19 protein-coding genes are annotated in these 21,880 nt (G+C 62.2%); 7 read left to right on the forward strand and 12 right to left on the reverse strand.

Going from position 1 to position 21,880, the window contains the following annotated elements; genetic code table 11:
- Nucleotides 1-95: 95 nt before the first annotated feature.
- Nucleotides 96-1,025 (reverse strand): AraC family transcriptional regulator, encoded by a 930-nt coding sequence (locus tag AC3A5O_RS05490; protein WP_305468277.1) that lies wholly within the window; start codon nucleotides 1,023-1,025, stop codon nucleotides 96-98.
- Nucleotides 1,026-1,352: 327 nt separating this feature from the next.
- Between AC3A5O_RS05490 and AC3A5O_RS05495 the strand changes: the two genes are divergently transcribed.
- Nucleotides 1,353-1,706, forward strand: a complete 354-nt coding sequence (locus tag AC3A5O_RS05495; RefSeq protein ID WP_122567112.1) for a putative quinol monooxygenase — start codon at nucleotides 1,353-1,355, stop codon at nucleotides 1,704-1,706.
- Between the two features lie 43 nt (nucleotides 1,707-1,749).
- Nucleotides 1,750-1,980, forward strand: a complete 231-nt coding sequence (locus tag AC3A5O_RS05500) for a hypothetical protein (protein WP_305471269.1) — start codon at nucleotides 1,750-1,752, stop codon at nucleotides 1,978-1,980.
- A 172-nt stretch (nucleotides 1,981-2,152) separates the two neighbouring features.
- Here the strand turns inward: AC3A5O_RS05500 and AC3A5O_RS05505 are convergent, their stop codons facing one another.
- From AC3A5O_RS05505 to AC3A5O_RS05530, 6 genes are all read right to left on the reverse strand, one after another.
- Nucleotides 2,153-2,773 (reverse strand): flavin reductase family protein, encoded by a 621-nt coding sequence (locus tag AC3A5O_RS05505; RefSeq protein WP_122567111.1) that lies wholly within the window; start codon nucleotides 2,771-2,773, stop codon nucleotides 2,153-2,155.
- 290 nt (nucleotides 2,774-3,063) lie between these two features.
- Entirely contained in the window at nucleotides 3,064-3,459 is a 396-nt protein-coding gene (locus tag AC3A5O_RS05510; RefSeq protein ID WP_487752924.1) for a heme utilization protein, read from the reverse strand.
- A 300-nt stretch (nucleotides 3,460-3,759) separates the two neighbouring features.
- Entirely contained in the window at nucleotides 3,760-5,079 is a 1,320-nt protein-coding gene (locus tag AC3A5O_RS05515; RefSeq protein WP_122567109.1) for an MFS transporter, read from the reverse strand.
- 419 nt (nucleotides 5,080-5,498) lie between these two features.
- Nucleotides 5,499-6,824: a sigma-54-dependent transcriptional regulator gene (locus tag AC3A5O_RS05520; RefSeq protein WP_305482246.1), complete on the reverse strand. Its 1,326-nt coding sequence runs from the start codon at nucleotides 6,822-6,824 to the stop codon at nucleotides 5,499-5,501.
- Nucleotides 6,817-8,583, reverse strand: coding sequence for a sensor histidine kinase (locus tag AC3A5O_RS05525; protein ID WP_305468272.1), 1,767 nt, complete (start codon nucleotides 8,581-8,583; stop codon nucleotides 6,817-6,819). The genes AC3A5O_RS05520 and AC3A5O_RS05525 overlap by 8 nt, the downstream gene beginning before the upstream one ends.
- Before the next feature lie 368 nt (nucleotides 8,584-8,951).
- Nucleotides 8,952-10,475 (reverse strand): fumarate hydratase, encoded by a 1,524-nt coding sequence (locus tag AC3A5O_RS05530; RefSeq protein WP_305468270.1) that lies wholly within the window; start codon nucleotides 10,473-10,475, stop codon nucleotides 8,952-8,954.
- A 469-nt stretch (nucleotides 10,476-10,944) separates the two neighbouring features.
- Here AC3A5O_RS05530 and AC3A5O_RS05535 point away from each other — a divergent pair, with 469 nt between their 5' ends.
- Genes AC3A5O_RS05535 through AC3A5O_RS05545 form a run of 3 tightly spaced genes read left to right on the forward strand, consistent with a single transcriptional unit; the run spans nucleotide 10,945 to nucleotide 13,757 of the window.
- On the forward strand, nucleotides 10,945-12,051 hold the full coding sequence (locus tag AC3A5O_RS05535) for a GGDEF domain-containing protein (RefSeq protein WP_122567187.1): 1,107 nt from the start codon (nucleotides 10,945-10,947) through the stop codon (nucleotides 12,049-12,051).
- Entirely contained in the window at nucleotides 12,044-12,979 is a 936-nt protein-coding gene (locus AC3A5O_RS05540; protein WP_122567106.1) for an iron-sulfur-binding ferredoxin reductase, read from the forward strand. The genes AC3A5O_RS05535 and AC3A5O_RS05540 overlap by 8 nt, the downstream gene beginning before the upstream one ends.
- 28 nt (nucleotides 12,980-13,007) lie before the next feature.
- Complete coding sequence (locus AC3A5O_RS05545; protein ID WP_305468269.1) at nucleotides 13,008-13,757, forward strand: enoyl-CoA hydratase; 750 nt, start codon at nucleotides 13,008-13,010, stop codon at nucleotides 13,755-13,757.
- A gap of 442 nt (nucleotides 13,758-14,199) precedes the next feature.
- Here the strand turns inward: AC3A5O_RS05545 and pyk are convergent, their stop codons facing one another.
- Nucleotides 14,200-15,651 (reverse strand): pyruvate kinase, encoded by a 1,452-nt coding sequence (gene pyk / locus AC3A5O_RS05550; protein WP_122567104.1) that lies wholly within the window; start codon nucleotides 15,649-15,651, stop codon nucleotides 14,200-14,202.
- A 345-nt stretch (nucleotides 15,652-15,996) separates the two neighbouring features.
- Here pyk and AC3A5O_RS05555 point away from each other — a divergent pair, with 345 nt between their 5' ends.
- On the forward strand, nucleotides 15,997-16,368 hold the full coding sequence (locus AC3A5O_RS05555) for a tetratricopeptide repeat protein (protein ID WP_122567103.1): 372 nt from the start codon (nucleotides 15,997-15,999) through the stop codon (nucleotides 16,366-16,368).
- A gap of 280 nt (nucleotides 16,369-16,648) precedes the next feature.
- A complete protein-coding gene (locus AC3A5O_RS05560; protein ID WP_122567102.1) occupies nucleotides 16,649-17,008 on the forward strand; it encodes a PilZ domain-containing protein in 360 nt (119 codons plus the stop codon).
- Between the two features lie 150 nt (nucleotides 17,009-17,158).
- Here the strand turns inward: AC3A5O_RS05560 and AC3A5O_RS05565 are convergent, their stop codons facing one another.
- The 4 genes from AC3A5O_RS05565 to AC3A5O_RS05580 all read right to left on the reverse strand — a co-directional run bounded on the left by AC3A5O_RS05565 (nucleotide 17,159) and on the right by AC3A5O_RS05580 (nucleotide 21,774).
- Nucleotides 17,159-17,515: a DUF6124 family protein gene (locus AC3A5O_RS05565; protein WP_122567100.1), complete on the reverse strand. Its 357-nt coding sequence runs from the start codon at nucleotides 17,513-17,515 to the stop codon at nucleotides 17,159-17,161.
- Between the two features lie 467 nt (nucleotides 17,516-17,982).
- Nucleotides 17,983-19,314: a DUF58 domain-containing protein gene (locus tag AC3A5O_RS05570; protein ID WP_122567099.1), complete on the reverse strand. Its 1,332-nt coding sequence runs from the start codon at nucleotides 19,312-19,314 to the stop codon at nucleotides 17,983-17,985.
- A gap of 169 nt (nucleotides 19,315-19,483) precedes the next feature.
- Entirely contained in the window at nucleotides 19,484-20,491 is a 1,008-nt protein-coding gene (locus AC3A5O_RS05575) for an AAA family ATPase (protein ID WP_092473074.1), read from the reverse strand.
- A 95-nt stretch (nucleotides 20,492-20,586) separates the two neighbouring features.
- A complete protein-coding gene (locus tag AC3A5O_RS05580) occupies nucleotides 20,587-21,774 on the reverse strand; it encodes a Fic family protein (RefSeq protein WP_305468262.1) in 1,188 nt (395 codons plus the stop codon).
- Between the last annotated feature and the right edge of the window lie 106 nt (nucleotides 21,775-21,880).

Raw genomic sequence — 21,880 nt, forward strand, 5'->3', positions numbered from 1 at the left:
ATCTTCAGTGAACACAGATTCTTTGTTCACAACAGACCCAATGTGGGAGCGAGCTTGCTCGCGATGAGGCCGGCCCAGCCAACACAAAACCCAGCTCAAACGGTCATCCGCAACCGCGCCAGATCCCGCAACGGCGGCGCACCGAACAACCGGCTGTACTCGCGGCTGAACTGCGAAGGGCTTTCATAACCCACCCGATACCCCGCCGCCGAGGCTTCCAGCCCCTCGGCCAACATCAGCCGGCGGGCTTCCTGCAGGCGCAGTTGCTTCTGGTATTGCAACGGGCTCATGGCGGTCATGGCCTTGAAGCGGTGATGCAGGGTCGAGACGCTGAGGTTCACTTCCCGGGCCAGGTCATCGATGCGCAGCGGCTGTTCGAAATGGCCGTTGAGCCATTTGATCGCCTGGCTGATGCGATGGCTCTGACTGTTGGCGATGGCGATTTCATACAGCCGATAGCCCTGCGGGCTGCGCAACAGGCGATAGAGGATTTCCCGTCGCACCAGAGGCGCGAGCATGGCGATGTCTTTCGGCGTGTCCAGCAGCCGTGCCAGGCGCAGTACCGCGTCGAGCATCGGCGTGTCCAGGCGCTCGATATACAGACCGCGCCCGGCGGGGCGGGTCGGCACGCCCAAGGGGCCAGCATCGGCGATCAACGCGGTGATTTCCGTCGGGTCGATGTCCAGGCGCAGGGCCAGGACCGGCTGGCCGGCCGAAACGTCGGTGATGCAGCCACTGAGCGGCATCGAGACCGAGACCACCAGGTAATGGAGCGGGTCGTATTGGAACGACTCGTCCGCCAGGCACACCTGCTTGCTGCCCTGGGCCATGATGCACAGCGCCGGTTGCGCCAGCACCGGGGCGAATCTGTGCGGCTGGCTGTGCCGCGACAGGTGCAGCGAGCCGATGGCCGTGGCGTAGCTGCCGTCTTCGCTGGTGTTGCGGTCGATGATCGACGCGAGTTCGGCGCGCTGTTGTTCCAGGTACGTGTCCAGCGGGACGTGGGCGTGATCGAGTGGCGACATGCCGGGATCCTCAGGCGATAGGGAGCGATGAGCAAAGCTTATGTTTGTGCAAGGCGCAGCGGTAGCAACATCCTGTTGAAAGCTTGCCTGATCCTGCACGGCGTAATGGGCCATGACGGTGCAACGCTGGCGAAACTTGCTTGAAACCTTTTGTTTCAACTTCTCGAGTTGCAACGGGATCGATGGCGGATTCTGTGCGGCGGGTGCGCAGGATTGTGCAATGGGTCGGCAGGAATCGACTAACGAAGCTGGCGGCGTGGCGCTTAACCTTTGATCCTGTCGCAGCCTGTCCCCGGCTGCACAACGGATTACCTGGGAGGGTTGAACATGACTACACAGATCCCCGTCAGCCACATGGCTTTCGTCCGGGCCCGCGGCGGGTGCTCCAAGCAACTGGGGGCACGCCTGAGCACGCTGATCGCGCCTTCGCGCCAGGCACCCGGTTGCCTGCACTTTGCCTTGCAGCAATCGCAATGCGACGCTGATTTGTGGCTGGTGTCCGGGCTCTGGGTTAACCAGCCGTCGATGGACGCCTACTTCAATTCACCGGCCATGGCGATTTTCGCCGAGCTGGTGCAGGACCTGGTGGTGAGCAGCCTGGATTTCCACACCTTCCGGGAAGTCTCCGCCGCCCAGGCGACCGAAGGGTGCCGGGCGCAGGTACACAAACTGGCCGGTTGAAGGTTTAATGACCGTCATTTTCCACCGCCGGGATGCACAAGACATGGCACGTAAAGCCTTTGAAACCTTTGAAGCTGTTTCTGCTGTTGTTCCCACGGAAGGCGGCTACCATGCTGCCATTGCCACCAAGGCCATCGGCGGCTCAGGTGCGCCGCGCTTCAACAAGGTGCTTGAAAAGCAGACCTTCAAGACTGCTGCCGAGGCCGACGCTGCGGCTGCCATGCGGTTGACCCGTCTAAAGGGGGTCGACGACGAGGGCAGGTTGGTCTGGTAAACCAGCATAGAAGGGATTGCTTTTGTGGCGAGGGGATTTATCCCCGCTGGGCTGCGAAGCAGCCCTAAAACCTGCCAACTCGGTAGCTCAGATAGATTGAGGTGACTGTTTGGGGGGCCGCTTCGCAGCCCAACGGGGATAAATCCCCTCGCCACAGGGGATCGCGTTGCTCCTACTTTGGACGATGCATCTTGAACAACGCCTCAGGTCCCAGCTGGAAATAATCCGCCGGCCCACCCCCGCGTAAGATCGGCTCGGCGGCGGCGGTGTCGTACACCCCATCCTTCAACAGCCACTGGGCGATATGCACGGCGACCACTTCGCCGAGGATCAGCCAGCTCGGCACCAGCCCTTTGTCCGCTCGCTGCAATTGAATGATCTGCGTGACCTTGCATTCGAAGGACACCGGGCTTTCGGCCACACGCGGCACCTGGATCACCCGTGACGGGGCGGTCGTCAAACCCGCCAGTTCGAACTCGTTGACCTCGGGCGCGACCATCGCGCAGCTCTGGTTCATCTGTTCGGCGAGCGGGCGGGTGGCCAGGTTCCAGGCGAATTCACCGGTCTGTTCGATGTTGTTCAGGCTGTCTTTGCGCCCGACGCTGGAGAATCCAATGATTGGTGGAATGTAATTGAAGGCGTTGAAGAAGCTGTAGGGCGCCAGGTTCAAGCGGCCTTCGCCATCCTGGGACGAAATCCAGCCGATGGGGCGCGGGCCGACGATGGCGTTGAATGGATCGTGGGGCAGGCCGTGGCCATTGGCGGGTTCGTAGAAGTGGATATCTTCGGGCATGGCTGGAGAGGATCCTGCGAGGGAGTTTCAAGGGATTTGAAGATAGTGCAGGGCCCCACTGTTTTTGTCAGCACCCTTGGAACCCTGTGGGAGCGAGCTTGCTCGCGATAGCGGTGGGTCAGTCAGCATCGTTGTCGACTGAAACACCGCTATCGCGAGCAAGCTCGCTCCCACATTGGATCTCTGAAACCAGACAAGTCGTGCTCCGCTGTTATAGCCATGGGGGTTTCACTTACCCCAAAAACAACTAAGCCCGGCCGAAGCCGGGCTGTGAGGGTGTGGTGATCGGATTAGCTGATGGCAGCAGTGTTAGTGCGGTCGAAGCCATCTTCAGCGAGGGCACCGTTGGTGCGGTCGAAACCGTCGGCAGCGAGAGCGCCGTTGGTGCGGTCGAAACCGTCGGCAGCGAGGGCGCCGTTGGTGCGGTCGAAACCGTCGGCAGCGAGGGCGCCGTTGGTGCGGTCGAAACCATCTTCAGCGACGGTAGCGCCGTTGGTGCGGTCGAAACCATCTTCAGCGATTGCGCCGTTAGTGCGATCGAAGCCATCGGCAGCGAGGGTGGCAGCGCCAGTACGGTCGTAACCATCAGCGGCGATGGCCGAGCTGGTGCGGTCGAAACCATCGGCAGCAAAAGTATTGGCGGCCAATACGGACAGGGTCAGGGCGATGATCAGTTTGGTTTTCATGGTCGTGCTCCAGAATGTTTTGGCGTTAGCGCCTTGGGTGTGGAGTTCATATTACGCTCGTTAATTTGATTAAAAAGCGCAAAAAATGGCTAAAACAAATCTATTTAATCGATATATTGTCAGTTGCCGTAGAACGGTCAATGAGATCCCTTACCGGCATATCGAATGGCGTTCTGTTGAGGATGAGGATGGAGGGGAGGCATTAACCAGAGATTAATGTCGGATAAATCTTTAGACATGGAACGAAAAAAAGGGGCGAACCTGTCAGGTTCGCCCCTTTTGTTTGTACGACCTTGGAGGTCAGTCGGTCAGGATCCGCGAATGCTTGCGGGTGTCTTTCATGGTGATATACACCAGCAGCGACACGGCGATGCAGGCCGTCACGTACCAGTAGTAGCCAGTTTCCATGCCAATGCTCTTGAACCACAGGGCGATGTATTCAGCGGTGCCGCCGAAGATCGACACAGTCAGTGCGTACGGCAGGCCGACGCCCAGGGCGCGGATTTCGGTAGGGAACAACTCGGCTTTCACCACGGCGTTGATCGAGGTGTAGCCGCTGACGATGATCAGTGCCGCCATGATCAGGAAGAACGCGCCCCACCAGGTCTGGATGGTGTGCAAGGTGGTGAGGATCGGCACGGTGAACAGGGTGCCGAGGATGCCGAAGGCGATCAGGATCGGCCGGCGACCGATCTTGTCCGACAGCCCACCGATCACCGGCTGCAGGCACATGAACAGGAACAGCGTGGCGGCGGAAATGGTGGTGGAGTCGGAAATGCTCATGCCGACGGTGTTCACCAGGTATTTCTGCATGTAGGTGGTGTAGGTGTAGAAGGCCAGGGTGCCGCCCATGGTCAGGCCGACCACAGTCATCAGCTCTTTTGGATGGCGCATCAAGGTGCGCATCGCGCTTTCCTTGGCTTTTTCCTTCTTGGTGAACGACTCGGTTTCCTCCATGCCGCGACGCAGGTACAACGCCACGACCGCACACAGCGCGCCGATGGCGAACGGGATGCGCCAGCCCCAGGCATACAGCTGTTCGGTGGTGAGGAATTGTTGCAGCACGATCAGCACGCCCAGGGCGATGAGCTGGCCGGAGATCAGGGTCACGTACTGGAAGCTGGAGAAGAAGCCGCGACGTTCCTTGGTCGCCATCTCGCTCAGGTAGGTCGCCGAGGTGCCGTACTCGCCACCCACCGACAGACCTTGGAGCAGGCGGGCAAACACCAGCAGGATCGGCGCGCCGACGCCGATGGTTTCGTAGCTCGGGCTCAAGGCGATGATCAGCGAGCCGAAGCACATCAGGTACACCGAGGCCATCAACGCACGTTTGCGACCGGCGCGGTCAGCGTACAGGCCCATCAACCAGCCGCCGATCGGGCGCATCAGGAAGCCCACGGCGAAGATCGCTGCAGTGTTGAGCAATTGGGCGGTGGTGTCGCCCTTGGGGAAGAAGACTTTGGCGAAGTACAACGAGAATGCGGCGTAGACGTACCAGTCATACCACTCGACCATGTTGCCGACCGAGCCGCTGAAGATCGATTTGATCCGGCTGGCGGTGGTTCTTTCACGGGCGGGCACGGCAGCCGACCCAATGGGCAGGGCGTTGGAGTTGTCCATTGAAGGATCCTTCGTTTAATTGTTTTTGTGGAGCGCGTGGGAACGCAGCCTGACAGGGCTATAGCAGGAGCTGTGCCAGGTGGCGGAGGGCCGGTTTAGAGGGGGGCGGGGCGTTGCGTGAGCGGAAATCCGCTCATTGTGGCTGGGTGTGTGGGCGGTAATCCGCTTATGCGGGGAGAGATTCTTCGTCTGTGGCGGCCCTATCGCGAGCAAGCTCGCTCCCACATTTGTCCGGCGTACACATCACCCTGTGGGAGCGGGCTTGCTCGCGAAAGCGGTGTGTCAGCCCATTCAATACCGACTGACTCGACGCCTTCGCGAGCAAGCCCGCTCCCACATTCGTCCGGCGTACACATCACCCTGTGGGAGCGAGCTTGCTCGCGATGAGGCCGGTACAGACACAGCAAATTCAGCGGGCCCTACAAAAACATCTCCCGATTCAAGCCATGTCGCTGCATCTTTTCATTGAAGGTGCGGCGTGGCAGTTGCAGTTCTTCTAGCACGGCTTTCACATCGCCTTTGTGCCGAGTCAGGGCGGCGCGCAGGCACTGGGCTTCGAAGGCTTCCTGCTGGGCCGCGAGGGACTGGCCCGGCTCCGTCTCCAGGACGGGCAGTTGATCCAGCCCCAACACCTGGCGCTCGGCGACGTTGGCCAGTTCCCGCACGTTCCCCGGCCAGTCGTGGCTGAGCAGATGGCTCAACTGCGGACCGCTCAGGGGCGCAGCGGGGCGGCCCAGGCGTTCGGCGGCGTGATGGGTGAAGTGTTCGAACAGCAGGGGAATGTCCTCGCGCCGTTCGCGCAGCGGCGGCAGGCGGAGCTCGGCGATGTTCAAGCGATAGGCCAGGTCTTCGCGAAAGCGTCCGGCCCGGGCTTCGTCCAGCAGGTCGGGCTTGGTGGCGGCGATGATGCGCAGGTCCACCTGGATGCTCTGGTTGGAACCCAGGCGTTCGAGTTTCTTCTCCTGCAACACCCGCAGCAACTTGACCTGCTGGGCCAGGGGCATACTTTCGATTTCGTCGAGAAACAGCGTACCGCCGTCGGCGTATTCGAGTTTGCCGATGCGCTTGCCTTGGGCACCGGTGAAGGCGCCGCTTTCGTGGCCGAACAGCTCCGCCTCGAACAGCGGTTCGGGAATGGCTGCGCAGTTCAACGCGACGAAAGGTTTGCTCGCCCGCGGGCCGAAGTCGTGCAGGCAGCGGGCGACGAGTTCCTTGCCGCTGCCGGTCTCGCCGCGGATCAAGACGTTGACCGGCAGTGCCGCCAGGTCCAGCACCTGGCGCCGCAGGTTTTGCAGGGCACGGGACACCCCCAGCAGCGTGCCATCGAGCCGAGCCCGGGCGTCGGCCTGTTCATGCAGGCGGCGGTTTTCCAGGACCAGGGTGCGCTTGTCCAGGGCCCGACGCAGGCTGCCGAGCAGGGCTTCGGGGCTGAAGGGTTTTTCCAGGAAGTCGTAGGCGCCGTCGCGCATGGCCTCCACGGCCATGGGCACGTCGCCGTGGCCGGTCAACAGGATCACCGGCAGGTCAGGATCGCGGCGGCGCACTTCGGCCAGCAGCTCCAGGCCGCTGAGGCCGGGCATGCGCACGTCGCTGAGGATTACTCCGGGGAAATGCTCCGGCAACCGGGCCAGGCATTCGTCGGCGCGGCTGAACAGTTGCACCTGGAACCCCGACAGGCTCAACCATTGCTCGACGGCACTGCGAATGCTGCCTTCGTCATCCACGACCATGACTGAATCAAGCATGCAGTTGCGCCTCCTGATCGATGGGCAAGGTCACGCAGAATACCGCGCCGTGCTCGTGGTTGTCCGCGCTCAGGCGCCCGCCGGACTCATGGATGATTGCAAACGAAACCGCCAGCCCCAGGCCCAGGCCATCGCCCACGGCCTTGGTGGTGAAAAACGGATCGAACACCTGGGCCAGGTGTTCCTCGGCGATCCCGGTGCCGCTGTCGCTGACGCTCAGGCGCCACAATTGCTCATCGGCTTCCAGGCGTACTTCCAGGCGCTTGATGGGTTGGTCGGCCATGGCGTCGAGGGCGTTGCGCAACAGGTTGATTAACACTTGTTCGAGGCGGATCGCATCGCCGCGCACCCACGCCGGGCGGGTCAGGTGCAACACGGTGCTGACCTGTTCGTCGCGCAGGCGCGTGTCCAGCAGTTGCAGGGCCTGGTCCACCACCGCCGCCAGGTCCAGGCGTTCGCGCAGGCCGCTGGGGCTTTTGCGGGCGAACGTCTTCAAGTGGCCGGTGAGGGCGGCCATGCGGGTCAGCATGTCGTCCACCGGCTTGAGGGCCTTGTAGGCGTCATCGACCCGACCGTGATCCAGCAGCAAGCGCAGGGTTGCCAATTGCATGCGCTGGGCGGTCAAGGGTTGGTTGATTTCATGGGCCAGGGCCGCCGACATCTGCCCCAACGCCGCCAGCTTGGCCGATTGCACCAGGCCGTCCTGGGCGGTGCGCAGATCCCGGGTGCGCTCCTCCACCAGCCGTTCCAGCTCTTCGCGGCTGCGCTGGCGCAACCTTGCCAGGCGCCAGCGTTGGTTGAGAAACAGCAACAGGAACACCAGCGTCAGCCACAACCCGGCGGCGGCAAGCCCGGCGTTGCGCAGGTCCTCGAAGGCGATCTGTGGGCGACGCAGCAAGTGCAGGGTCCAGCCTTCGGCGCTCAACGGCAAGGATTCCCACAGGTAGTCCGCCGAGCCATCGGGGGCCTCGACCCGGGCCAAATGGCTATTGTCATCGAAGCGTCGCAGCGGTTCATAGGCCAGGGGTTGCAACGGTTGTTTGTCGTATTGGCGGGTGGCCTTGAGTTCGGCACGGTCGCTGTCGGTCAGCGGCTGCAAGTGGCGATAACGCCAGCCTGGGCGATTGGCGATGAAGATGATGCCCCGGGCATCGCTGACCAGCAGGGTGTCGCTGCCCTGGCGCCATTCGCGTTCCAGCTCCGGAAACTCCAGCTTCACCACCATCGCGCCAAGGAACTCGCCGTTGTCGCCGGTCACGGCGCTGGAGAGGAAATACCCCGGGATGCCGCTGGTCACGCCCACCGCATAAAACCGCCCGGTGCCCTGGGTGCGGGTCTGGAGGAAATAGGGACGGAAACCATAGTTGTGCCCGACATAGCTGCTGGGCAGGCGCCAGTTGCTAGCCGCGACGGCCAGGCCTGTGTGGTCGAGCAATTCCAGGGTGGATGACTGGGCGGCGCCATTGATCTGTTCGAGCTTGCGGTTCAACGCGTCCTGCTGCGTCGCACTGACCGACCCCTTGAGGGCCGAGCGCAACTCCGGATCCAGCGCCAGCACAGCGGGCAGGGCACGGTAGCGTTCGATCAGGGTGTGCAACGAGTTGGCGTACAGCGCCAACTGTTGGCTGGCCCGGCTGGCGTCCTCTTCCAAGGCCACGCGTTCGGCGTGGCGCACGGCGAGGGTGGCGGCAACCGCCGCGCCGGTGAGGATCAGCAAGGTGTACAACGACAGACGCAAGGTACGGGTGGTCGGCAGCATGCTGGCGTAAACCAGTGGAAAGTCGGGCGGGCACGATAGCATGGCGGTTGCTTGGAGCGATCATGTACTTCGACCCTGCCGCAGTCCCTGTGGGAGCGAGCTTGCTCGCGAAGACGCCGGCACATTCAACATTGATGTCGGCTGACCCACCGCCATCGCGAGCAAGCTCGCTCCCACACTGGGACCCAGGTGACCACAGCACCTCAATTCACCGCTTATCCCCTGTGGGAGCGAGCTTGCTCGCGATAGCGGCGGGTCAGTTTTACTTGAATGCTGGATACAAACCGTTGTGGCTGGTTTCTGTGCGCACAAAAAAGGCCGGTGGACTTGTCGCCCCACCGGCCTTTTTCACTGCGCCAAAATGCCTGTTACTGCACTTCGACCGCCAGGCTGTCGCTGATCTTCTTCTGCCAGATGGCAGGACCCGTGATGTGCACCGACTCGCCCTTGCTGTCCACGGCGACAGTCACCGGCATGTCCTTGACCTCGAACTCGTAGATCGCTTCCATCCCCAGTTCGGCGAACGCCAGGACTTTGGATTTCTTGATCGCCTGAGCCACCAGGTAAGCAGCACCGCCGACGGCCATCAGATAGACAGCCTTGTTGTCCTTGATCGCTTCGATGGCGGTCGGGCCGCGCTCGGATTTGCCGATCATGCCCAACAGGCCGGTCTGCTCGAGGATCTGGCGGGTGAACTTGTCCATCCGCGTGGCGGTGGTCGGACCAGCAGGGCCGACGACTTCTTCGCCTACCGGATCGACCGGGCCGACGTAATAGATGAAGCGGCCCTTGAGGTCCACTGGCAAGGTTTCACCCTTGTTCAGCATCTCGACCATGCGCTTGTGCGCCGCGTCGCGGCCGGTGAGCATCTTGCCGTTGAGCAACACGGTTTCGCCCGGCTTCCAGCTCTGCACGTCTTCCGGCGTCAGGGTGTCGAGGTTGACGCGACGGGCCGAGGGGCCGGCTTCCCAGACGATTTCCGGGTAGGCGTCCAACGGTGGCGCTTCCAGCGACGCCGGGCCCGTGCCGTCCAGCACGAAGTGGGCGTGACGGGTGGCGGCGCAGTTGGGGATCATGCACACCGGCAGGGAGGCGGCGTGGGTCGGGTAGTCCATGATCTTCACGTCGAGCACGGTGGTCAGGCCACCCAGGCCCTGGGCGCCGATGCCCAGTTGGTTGACCTTCTCGAACAGCTCCAGGCGCATCTCTTCGATACGGTTCTGCGGGCCGCGGGCCTTGAGTTCGTGGATGTCGATGGACTCCATCAAGACTTCCTTGGCCATCACCGCGGCTTTCTCGGCGGTGCCGCCGATGCCGATGCCGAGCATGCCCGGTGGGCACCAGCCGGCGCCCATGGTCGGAACGGTTTTCAGCACCCAGTCGACGATGGAATCGGACGGGTTGAGCATGGCCATCTTCGACTTGTTCTCGGAGCCGCCGCCCTTGGCCGCCACGTCCACTTCCACGGTGTTGCCCGGGACGATGGAGTAGTGGATGACCGCCGGGGTGTTGTCCTTGGTGTTTTTACGTGCGCCTGCCGGGTCGGCGAGGATGGAGGCACGCAGGACGTTTTCCGGCAGGTTGTAGGCGCGACGCACGCCCTCGTTGATCATGTCGTCCAGGCCCATGGTCGCGCCATCCCAACGCACGTCCATGCCCACGCGCACGAACACGGTCACGATGCCGGTGTCCTGGCAGATCGGCCGATGGCCGGTGGCGCACATGCGCGAGTTGATCAGGATCTGCGCCATGGAGTCACGGGCCGCCGGCGATTCTTCGCGCAGGTAGGCTTCGTGCATCGCCTGGATGAAATCCACGGGGTGGTAGTAGGAAATGAACTGCAGGGCGTCGGCAACGCTCTGTATCAGGTCATCTTGCTTGATCACGGTCATGAGTCGCGCTCCTCTCTAAAGACGGGAACATTCAATAAGGTGCCGGCCGCTTGGGTGCATCGGTCGACGGGCGGCACCTCTATAAGGCACGCCGGGCATGCTGGCGCGACGCTAAAAAGGCGCGGCAGTATATCGCAGGCCGGCACCCTGTGGGAGCGAGCTGCCTTTGTGGCGAGGGGATTTATCCCCGCTGGGCTGCGAAGCAGCCCCAAAATGACTGAAGGCGAACACCCTGACACACCGAGTTGACTGACTTTCAGGGCTGCTTCGCAGCCCAGCGGGGATAAATCCCCTCGCCACAGGGTCACCTGCCAGCATCAAACAACTGCGTCAATCTGGGCCATTGCTTTGACGCCATTTTTCTGCTCCAGAATTGAATGGTCATTTGTCCTACACGCCACTAAAGTGGCGTCTGGCCTGTAGCGTAGGACGCCTCCTGTCAGTTTCCTTTCCCATGGTGAGTCAACGATTGACCCATAACGCCATTCAACGTCTTTTGCTGAAACGCTTCGCTTTGGCGGCCGCGACGTACGCGCTGGCACTGGTTTTGTTGTGGCTGGCATTTTTCAGTGGGCATTACCTGGATTCGTTGCGCGGTGCCATCATCGGCAGCGTGTTGGTCGTGCTGTGCCAGGCCGGGTTGTTCGCGCTGTTTATCACCGACCGCAACCTGCGTTTCGCCGACCCCAGCCTCACCGAAGTCCAGGTGTTGATCGGCCTGGGCTGGCAGACCTGGATGATGGCGCACCTGGACCAGGCCCGGGGCGTGTTCCTGGTGTTCTATGTGCTGATCCTGCTGTTCGGGCTGTTCCACCTGTCACGCCGGGCCTTTGTGCGCTGCGCGTCACTGGTGTTCATCAGCTTCACCGCGATTACCCTCTGGGACGGTTACTTCTTCAGGCTTCCCGATCCCACCCTGGCCGGGTTGCAGGTGGCCGTGCTGTTTCTCGTGCTGGTGTGGCTGGTGTTTTACGCCCGCTACGTCCAGACCTCACGCCAGCGCATGCGTCAGCGGCGATTTGCCTTGCAGGCGCACCAGGACACCTTGCGCGGCATGATGCGCCAGCTCGAAGACCTGGTGGCCACTGATGAATTGACCGGGCTGTTCAATCGCCGGCACTTCCTGCGCCTGGCTTCGCGCGAACTCAACACCCTCAGGCCCGGCGTCGCCCATGGCCTGGCCTTGATCGACCTCGACCATTTCAAACGCATCAACGACCTGCACGGCCACGCCGCCGGCGACCAGGTGCTGCAGGCGTTTGCCGCAGTCGCCACGGCGTGCCTGCGCGAGGGCGATGTACTGGCCCGCTATGGCGGCGAGGAATTCGTCATGTTGTTGCCCGCTTGCGATCCCCAGCGTCTGACGGCCTGTTGCGAGCGGCTGCGGCTGGCATTCACCGAAGTCGAGTTGATCGGCCTGCAGGTCGGCGCCCTCAGCCTGTCGGCGGGCATGACGATGCTGGACATGGGCGATGACCTGGACAACGCGTTGCAGCGTGCCGACCAGGCCCTGTACCGTGCCAAGCGAGACGGCCGCAATCGTTGCGCCGCCGCCTGGGAGAACGTCGATGCCTGAACTGACAGTCGCTGGCCGGCGATGGACGGTGGCGGCCGGCAGCAACCTGCTGGACGCCTTGAACGGCGCTGGCGTGGCGGTGCCCTACAGTTGCCGCGCCGGGAGCTGCCACGCCTGCCTGGTGCAATGCGTGGGGGGCGATGTGCGTGACAGCCGGCCCGACGCCTTGAGCCCGACACAGCGCGACCAGGGGTGGCGGCTGGCCTGCCAATGCCAGGTGGTCGAGGATGTGCAGATCCACACCTTCGACCCGCAACGCGATGGCCAGGGCGCCCAGGTGGCGGCTGTGGATTGGCTGGGCGGTGAGGTGCTGCGCTTGCGCGTCACCCCCGAGCGGCCGCTGCGGTATCGGGCCGGGCAGCATCTGGTGCTGTGGGCCGGAGACGTGGCCCGGCCGTATTCCCTGGCGAGCTTGCCCGAAGAAGACCGTTTTCTGGAGTTCCACCTCGATTGTCGCGAGCCCGGCCAGTTCATCGAGGCGGCCCGGCAGATGAAGGCCGGCGACCCGATCCGCCTGGGCGAACTGCGTGGCGGCGCTTTGCACTATGACCCCGACTGGCACGCCAGGCCGCTGTGGCTGCTCGCCGCCGGCACGGGTCTGGCGCCGCTGTTCGGCTTGTTGCGCGAAGCTTTGCGCCAGCATCACCAAGGCGCGATTCGCCTTATTCACGTGGCCCATGACGCGGCCGGGCATTACCTGGCCAAACCCCTGGCGGCGCTAGCGGCCAAGCATGAAAACCTCTCGGTGGAGCTGCTGACCGCGGCCGAGGCGCCGCCCGCCTTGGCGCAACTGCGGCTTGTTTCCCGGCAAACCCAAGCCTTACTCTGCGGCCATCCCGACCGGGTCGAGGCCTTTGCCAAGCGTTTGTACCTGGCTGGCTTGCCGCGCAATCAACTGCTGGCCGACGTCTTCCTGCCCCGTGGTTGAGCGCTGATTTCCAGACGCGAGACCGATCATGACCGAAACCCTGTTGCTCGACCGTGAACGCGGCGTGCTGACCGTGCGCTTGAACCGCCCGGAAAAGAAAAACGCCCTGACCCGGGCCATGTACAGTCAATTGGCCCAAGCCCTGGCGGTGGCGGACAGCGACCCGCAGGTTCGCGCGGTGCTGCTCAGCGGTTCCAGCGATTGCTTCACCGCCGGCAACGACATCGTCGACTTCCTCGAACAGCCACCCAACGACCTCGATAACCCGGTGTTCCAGTTCATGCTCAGCCTGCTCGATTGTCGTAAACCGGTGATCGCCGCCGTGGCTGGGCCCGCGGTGGGCATCGGCACCACGTTGCTGCTGCATTGTGACCTGGTCTACGTCAGCCGGGACGCGCGGCTGCGCATGCCGTTCGTCAACCTGGGGCTGTGCCCGGAGTTTGGCTCCAGCCTGATTCTGCCGCGGCTGCTGGGTCAGGCCAGGGCTGCGCAATTGCTGCTGTTGGGCGAGGGCTTCAGTGGCGAACAGGCGGTTGCGTGGGGCATTGCCACCGAAGCGCTGGACAGCGGTGAAGCGGCATTGGCCAAGGCGCGGGAGGTGGCGTTGCGCTTCGAATCGCTGCCGTCTGATGCGGTGCGCATCAGCAAGCAACTGATGAAAGCGCCGGACCGGGAACTGTTGCGCAAGGTGATTGAAGAAGAGGGCAAGCTGTTCACCCAACGCCTGCGCTCGCCCGAGGCGCTAGAGGCGTTGTCGGGATTTATCAACAGGCATTGAGTTTTGTGGTGCCTGGCCCGGCTCTATCGCGAGCAAGCTCGCTCCCACAGTAGATCTGTGGTGTTCATGAATAATGTGTCCAACACAAGACCCCTGTGGGAGCGGGCTTGCTCGCGAAAGCGGTGGGTCAGCTTGCATCCATTTTGAATGGGCTGACGCCTTCGCGAGCAAGCCCGCTCCCACAGGTGAGATGTGTACGCAGTCCAAAATGTGGGAGCAAAGCTTGCTCGCGAAAGCGGTGGGTCAGCTTGCATCCATTTTGAATGGGCTGACGCCTTCGCGAGCAAGCGCGCTCCCACAGGTGAGATGGGTACGCAGTCCAAAATGTGGGAGCGAGCTTGCTCGCGATGGGGCCAGTCCAAGCGCCACATTTTTTGCAGGCAAAAACCAAAAAGCCCCACCATTCACATGGCAGGGCTTTTGTTTTTCAGCGCTTGGTCACTCAGACCATCGGGTCGCCAACGTGCAGGATCTTCATCCCGTTGGTGCCGCCGATGGTGTGGTAGCTGTCGCCCTTGGTCAGGATGACCCAGTCGCCAGTCTGCACCACGCCGCGCTTGACCAGCTCATCCACCGCCGCCTGGCTGACTTCGCCCGGTTGCAGGGCGGCCGGGTCGAACGGCACGGTGTAGACGCCACGGAACATGGACGCACGAGCCTGGGTTTCACGGTGCGGGGAGAACGCGTAGATCGGCACCGAGGAACGGATGCGCGACATGATCAGCGGCGTGTAGCCACTTTCGGTCAGGGCGATGATCGCCTTCACGCCCGGGAAGTGGTTGGCGGTGTACATCGTTGCCAGGGCGATGCTCTCGTCGCAGCGCTCGAAGGTCTTGCCGATGCGGTGGCTGGAGGTCTTGCTGGTCGGGTGCTTTTCAGCACCGATGCAGATACGCGCCATGGCCTGCACCGCTTCGAGCGGGTAGAGGCCGGCGGCGCTCTCGGCCGAGAGCATCACGGCGTCGGTGTAGTCGAGCACGGCGTTGGCTACGTCGGACACTTCGGCGCGGGTCGGCATCGGGTTCTGGATCATCGACTCCATCATCTGGGTCGCGACGATCACCGCTTTGTTGTGACGGCGTGCGTGCAGAATGATTTTCTTCTGGATGCCCACCAGCTCGGCGTCGCCGATTTCCACGCCGAGGTCGCCACGGGCCACCATCACCGCGTCGGACGCCTTGATCAGGCCATCGAGGGTTTCGTCGTCGGCCACGGCTTCGGCGCGTTCGATCTTGGCCACCAGCCAGGCGGTGCCGCCGGCTTCGTCGCGCAGTTGACGGGCGTATTCCATGTCGGCGGCGTCACGGGGGAAGGACACGGCGAGGTAGTCGACTTCCATTTCCGCGGCCAGCTTGATGTCGGCCTTGTCTTTCTCGGTCAGGGCCGGAGCGGTCAGGCCACCACCGCGACGGTTGATGCCCTTGTGGTCCGACAGCGGGCCGCCGATGGTCACGATGCAGTTCAGTTCGGTGGCGGTGGCGGTCTCGACACGCATCACCACGCGACCGTCGTCGAGCAGCAGTTCGTCGCCCACGCCGCAGTCCTTGACCAGGTCCGGGTAGTCGATGCCGACCACTTGCTGGTTGCCTTCGGTCAACGGATGGCTGGTGGAGAAGGTGAATTTGTCACCGATCTTCAGCTCGATGCGCTTGTTGGCGAATTTGGCGATGCGGATCTTCGGGCCTTGCAGGTCACCCAGCAGGGCAACGAAGCGGCCGTGCTTGGCGGCGAGGTCGCGTACCAGCTTGGCACGAGCCTTGTGCTCTTCGGGAGTGCCGTGGGAGAAATTCAGACGGGCAACGTCCAGGCCAGCCAGAATCAGCTGTTCGAGAACTTCCGGCGAATTACTGGCCGGGCCAAGGGTAGCGACGATTTTGGTGCGACGGACGGACATGCAAGACTCCTCAAGTTCAAGCGCCAGCGAAGGCTACTATGCTCTTTGGGTGTAGTCATTGTTCATATGCACTACTTTTTCGTTTGTTTTTCGAAATGAACATTCCTGAAAATTTTTGCGCCTTGGAAGAACTGCGATGGAATGACCTGTGGGAGCACAGCTTGCTCGCGATGGCGATCTTGAGTGCGCCATCGCGGGCAAGCCTTGCTCCCACAGGGCCTTCATTCACATCCCTGTTCCCACCGTTCATCATTCCCCTTGCCAGAGGGGCGGCGCCCGGCCCATTTTCGGGCTGAAGATTTTCTGGCCCAGGTCGATACAGAGCTCAAGACAGGAGAACCTCCCATGCGATTCGTGCTTTTTGTTGCCCTGGCCCTGAGCGTCACGGGCTGCACCCGTTGGTCGATGAACCACCACATGAACCTGGCCTACAAAGCCTATGACCGTGGCAATTGCGAGCAGGTCATGCTCGAACTGTCCAAGGTCGACCGCGCCAGTCGCGCCCGCCGCTACATGCAGCCGGAAGTCTCGATGCTGCGCGGCCAGTGCCTGGAACGGCAGAAGCTGTTTATCGATGCGGCGCAGACCTACCAGTTCATCATCACCCAATACCCTAACAGCGAATACGCGTTCCGCGCCCGCGCTCGGCTCGAAACTTTGCAGAGCCTGGGTCATTACCCGACCCGCAGTGCGTCGGCGATCCGCCCTTCGTCTTGACCCGCTCTACGGTGGCCAGGCGCAATCCTGGCCACCTCTGCCTGTCATGTTTATGAAAATCAATACATGAGACTGGTTGTCATCCCACCTTGGGCTATATTTGTACAAGTCGTAGTTAGAGCAAGATCTCTACTTTATAGAAGCACCTGAGACCGGCAGAAGTAGGCTCAAGACGGTTGATAGCGTCTGGCACCGGGATTGGGGAGAGCGGGCTCGCTTGGGTTCGTTCCGAAGTGATCGGTAGGCCCTGTACGTGGCCGCTAGAAAAGCGATACAAGACATGTACAAAGAGCGTCGGATCGAACGGCATCAGTTGCCGTATTTCCTCAAAGTGTTCAACGGAATCAACGACAGGCCTATCGGCTTTTTGGGCAATGTTTCTGACAATGGGCTGATGCTGATCAGCCCTCTGCCGTTGATGGTCGGTGCGGAATTTGACCTGCACCTGAAAATTCCCGCCGACGAAGGGCCGCAGCAAAACATCAAGCTGAAAGCCAGGTGCCTGTGGTGTCATGAAGACGTGACCCCTCAGCATTTCGACGCCGGGTTCAGCTTGTTGTGGGCGCCACCGGACTATGGGGAGTTGGTGAGCGCGTTGCGGCAGTATTTCTGTTTTTATCCGTTGCCCGCGTCGGCTTGAGCATGGCGGGGCACTGACTTTGTGGGAGCGAGCTTGCTCGCGATGGCGGCGGTAGATTCAGCATTGCTGCAAGCTGACCCACCGCTATCGCGAGCAAGCTCGCTCCCACAGGGTTGTCATTTATCCCATTTCTTACAGATCATTCGGCCTTCAGCGCTGAACCCTCGTTTCGTTATCCAGCATCTTCTCCAGCAACAACACCCCCATCTCGCCCATCTGGTGAATCGCCAGGGCCAGGTTGCGTGGGGCGCCTTCGAGGTCTTCCGATAAATCCAGGATCAGCGTGCTCACCGAGCAGAAGGTTTCGTAAGTGTGCGCGAGCATGCCTTCGGGGTCGGCGTCGGGGGCGACGATGAAGTAGTCCGGTTGTTTGTATGGTTTTTTATCGGGTTGGCCGTGGTTGGGCTTGAGGTAGTAGTCGAGGGCTCTTTGAGCAGCTTCGTCGAGCTTTTCGGGGTCGAGGGTTTCTGGGGCTGTGTGCGGAGGATTTGGTGTTTGCTTGAACATAGTCGTTTTTCCGTGATTGGAGCAGCCACTCTGTTCGCGACTAAACGAGGGGTGGCGGCTGGACGCAGGTTAGTCGACCGGTGGAAAAACGAAGCCCGGCGCGCCCGAGGGCGCCCTGCGCACAGCCACCATCAAGTGCGGGGATAGGGGAACCCGACTGAAGGACGCGTGTGCACATCGTTTTTACCACCGGGCGACTAAACCCGATCGCTGGATATCAGCGACGCGAATCAAGTTACGGGGCGACGTCAAAGCGCACAAGCCGGCGGATTCTGGCGGATCTGTAGTCCGTTGCGCAAGGCGCTGTAGTCAGCCGGAGTTTTGCCGGCTCGCTGTAGGTCCTAGACGGTCCCGCATGACCGGGGTGTCGCTCCAGTGCGAAGCGCTCCCCAAAAGGGGCTGCTGCGCAGCCCAGCGGGAGCAAGCTCCCTCGCCACGGGTTCATCGCTTTTATTAAGTGATCAGCTCTAGGCCGTCCCGGCCTTTTTCCAGGCCAGGTATTGGGTCACCAGGTCCGCGCCCAACTCACTGGGGCGTGAATCCAGGGCCGGGACGCCGTGGGCCGCCAGCTGCTTGTGCAGCTCGGCCCGGGCATTCAAATAGTCCACCGTCCCGCAATAGGCCAAGGCCTGCGGCAGGGTTTGCACCGGTGCCTGGCGCAACCGATCAAGGGCTTCTTCCCGCAGGCTGGCCACCAGCACCCGATGTTGTTGCCCCAGCCGTTTCACGGCCGCGAGCAGGTCCGCGTCGTCCTCATCCCGCAGGTTGGTCACCAGCACCACCAGGGCCCGGCGCTTTTGCCGGGCCAATAGCTCGGTGACGGCCGCCTGGTAGTCGGCGGGGCGTTGGCTGCTGTCGAGGTCGTACACGGTGTTGAGCAGCACGTTGAGCTGGCCGGTGCCTTTGACTGGGGCGAGGTAGCGCGACTGTTCGCTGGCGAAGGTGCTCAGGCCCACGGCATCGCCCTGGCGCAGGGCGGTGTAGCTGAGCAGCAGGCACGCGTTGAGGGCGTGGTCGAAATGCGCCAGCTCGCCGTCCTGGCTGCGCATGCGCCGGCCGCAGTCGAGCATGAAAATGATCTGCTGGTCGCGCTCGTCTTCGTATTCCCGGGCAATCGGCGTGCGATGGCGGGCCGTGGCCTTCCAGTCGATCTGGCGCAGACTGTCGCCCTCGCGAAATTCGCGCAGTTGATGGAATTCCTGTCCCTGGCCGCGGCGTTGACGCTGGCGAATGCCGAGCTGGCTGAGCCAATTGTCTACCGCCAGCAGTTGACCGTCGTAGAGCCGGGCGAAATCCGGGTAGACGCGGGTGTGGTCGACGGCGTCCAGCAGGCGCTTGTCGGTCCACAGGCCCAGTGGGCTTGGCAGGTTGGTTTCGCACAGGGTGAAAGTGAAGTGACCGCGCTTGAGCGGGCGCAGGCGGTAGCCGACCTGGCTGCGCTGGCCGGGTTGCAGCTCGACCGACAGCGGCAGGTTTTCGAAGTCCAGGCCATCGGGTACATGATCGAAAAGCTGCACGTGCAACGGTTGTGCAACGTCATGGCTGATGTCCAACCGCACGTCGCTCCAGCGGCCCAGGGCCAGGCTCCCGGGCATCTGCCGTTGCACCCGGGGCGAGGGCAGGCGCCTGACGCGCACCGCGTCGAGCAGTGCCAGGGCCAGCAAGGCCAGCAGTAACCCCCAGTTGATCGACAGCAGCGTCGATGGCACCGCGATACCCAATGCCCGCAGTGCACCGAGCACGATACTCACGGCCAGCAACAGGGCGAGCCAGGTCAGCAGCAGGCGGGAGGGTTTCATCGGTGCATGCCCTTTGGAAGAAATGCAGAGCGAGCTTTTGTGCAGAGGGGACTCATGTGGGAGCAAAGCTTGCTCGCGAAACAGGCACCTCGATTTCTGCGAGACCGCGTCGCTTCCATCGCGGGCAAGCCTTGCTCCCACATAAATCCCCTTATCATGCTGGTGTTATTCACAACCGCGGCGCCGGCACTTGATCGAGCAGTTGCCCCAGCACCTGGTCCACCGACAGCCCTTCGATGTCCAGTTCCGGCGCCAGGCGTACGCGATGGCGCAGCACGGCCAGGGCGCAGCCCTTGATGTCGTCCGGCACCACGAACTCGCCGCCGCGCAACAACGCCCGCGCCCGGGCGCAACGGACCAGTGCAATCGACGCGCGAGGCCCGGCGCCGAGGGTCAAGCCCGGCCAACTGCGGGTGGTGCGAGCCAGGCGCACGGCGTAGTCGAGCACCTGGTCGTCCATCGGCAGGTCGCTGGCGATGCGTTGCAACGCTTGCACGTCCTTGGCCTGCAGCACCATGCGCAGCGGTTGCACGTCGAGCATGTCGGCGCGGGTCGAGCGGCTGACCTGGCGCACCATGTCCAGCTCCTGGTCGGCGTCCGGGTAGTCCATGCGCACCTTGAGCATGAAGCGGTCGAGCTCGGCTTCCGGCAGCGGGTAGGTGCCTTCCTGTTCGATGGGGTTCTGGGTGGCGAGCACCATGAACGGCTGGCTGATGGGCAGGGCACGGCCTTCGAGGGTGACCTGGCGCTCCTGCATGGCTTCGAGCAGTGCGGCCTGGGTCTTGGCCGGTGCGCGGTTGATCTCGTCGGCCAGCAGCAGGTTGGTGAACACCGGCCCCTTGCGCAACTTGAACTGCTCGGTCTGCAAGTCATACACCGCGTGCCCGGTGACGTCGCTGGGCATCAGGTCGGGGGTGAACTGGATGCGCGCGAACTCGCCGTTGAAACAGCGGGCCAGGGCTCGCACCAGCAAAGTCTTGCCCAGCCCGGGAACGCCTTCGAGCAGCACGTGGCCGCCGGCGATCAGCGCCGTGAGCACATCGTCGATCACGCTGGCCTGGCCGACCACCGCCTTGCGCAGCTCGGTGCGGATGGCCTGGGCCAACTGACTGGCGCGCTGGCGCTGTTGGGCGGCATGGGCCTGGCCGTCGGTAGGTTCGTTCTGTTCAGTCGTCAATTCTTGCGTTCTCCTAACGGTTAAATCCTATTACGCGTGATCTAACTCTTTCATCCTTCAGTGCCGGGCAGTGACAACTGAGTCGCCGGCACACCTTAGCCCATTTGGAAATGCAGGTTGGGAAAGATCAGCCCGGCGAAGCGTGCGGGCAAACCCGCTTCCACTGTACGGGATCTGGGGGTACTGCTTACCACGATCCCCGCTTCGATCAAGCGGCTCAGTTCCTCCGTCGCAAGCCGATCCTTCAAACCTGTGAACACCTTGAACTCCGCACGCGGCATCGCACCTTGGGTGAGAAGCGCCAGCACGGCAGCCGCGCTGGTGGGCCTGATGCCGGCACGGCGAAGGTCGGGATCGGTTGAAAACACATGAACAACCTGCTCGCGCAGCTTGGCTGGGTTTAGCGAGGTCGTCATGTATTCAATCTGGTCGTGGCAGACATCGAGCATGAATTCGATGAAGTTGAAGTAGTGACGCTGTGAGAGTTGGCCGCGCCCGTCATAGTCACCCTCGCGAGGGCGATCAGCCAGAGCCAGGAAGCGATAGTACTCATCTTGCCTGCGCGCCAGGCCACGAGACAGTGACCAGAGGAAAGGTTTTAGCCCGAGGTGAACCAGTTGCAGGTGGGTGAGCATCCGAATCACCCGACCATTGCCGTCAAGGAAGGGGTGAACAAGCGCCACTCGGTGATGGCCTGCCAGGGCAGCGATCAATTGCCGTCGCGGATCCCTGATTCGTCCGTAGTGCAACTGCAGATGCTCAAGCATGGGCAATACAGCGGCAGCCGCAGGAGCGATATGCGCGCCGACTTGAACCTGTTCGTTCTCTTCGGCCCGCAGTCTGCCGGGTTCCATCATGCGACCATCGCCCAAGGTCAGTTCCTGCGTGGAAGCATCCTTGAACAGTCGACGATGGATGGCGGCGATCAACTTGGGATCGAACATGGCAGAGAAATTGTCCGCTGGCCGCATGCGAAGCAGCCGCTCCATCACCTCCTGCTGCGTCATGTGTTGCACGGCAAGCTCTTTGAGCTCTTTTCTTTCCCGTTTTGGTGTCGTGCGAGCAATCTGGAGGTCGGCGATCTCGGTTCGATGCCCTTCGATCAGATTCGAGTAGTAGGTATTGGTGATGCGCAGCAGGCCCGCCAGTTGCCTGGATGTCTCATCGGCCAGCCGTCCGGCAAGAAAGGCTGCCTTGCGCGGCAACTGATCCGCGGCCTGAATGATCGAGTCGGGCAGGTTTTCTGGCAGTACGGGGTCAAGGTACGTTTTTGAAGTGATCATTATTTGCTTCCGGCGAGCGCAAACGACTTTTTTTGGGTAATTCCTGCGGAAATTTATGCGGAAAATAAAATGGTCTGTAAAGCCCGTAATTTCTAGCTTTATCGAA

The organism is Pseudomonas sp. Soil_N_39, from assembly GCF_057655955.1.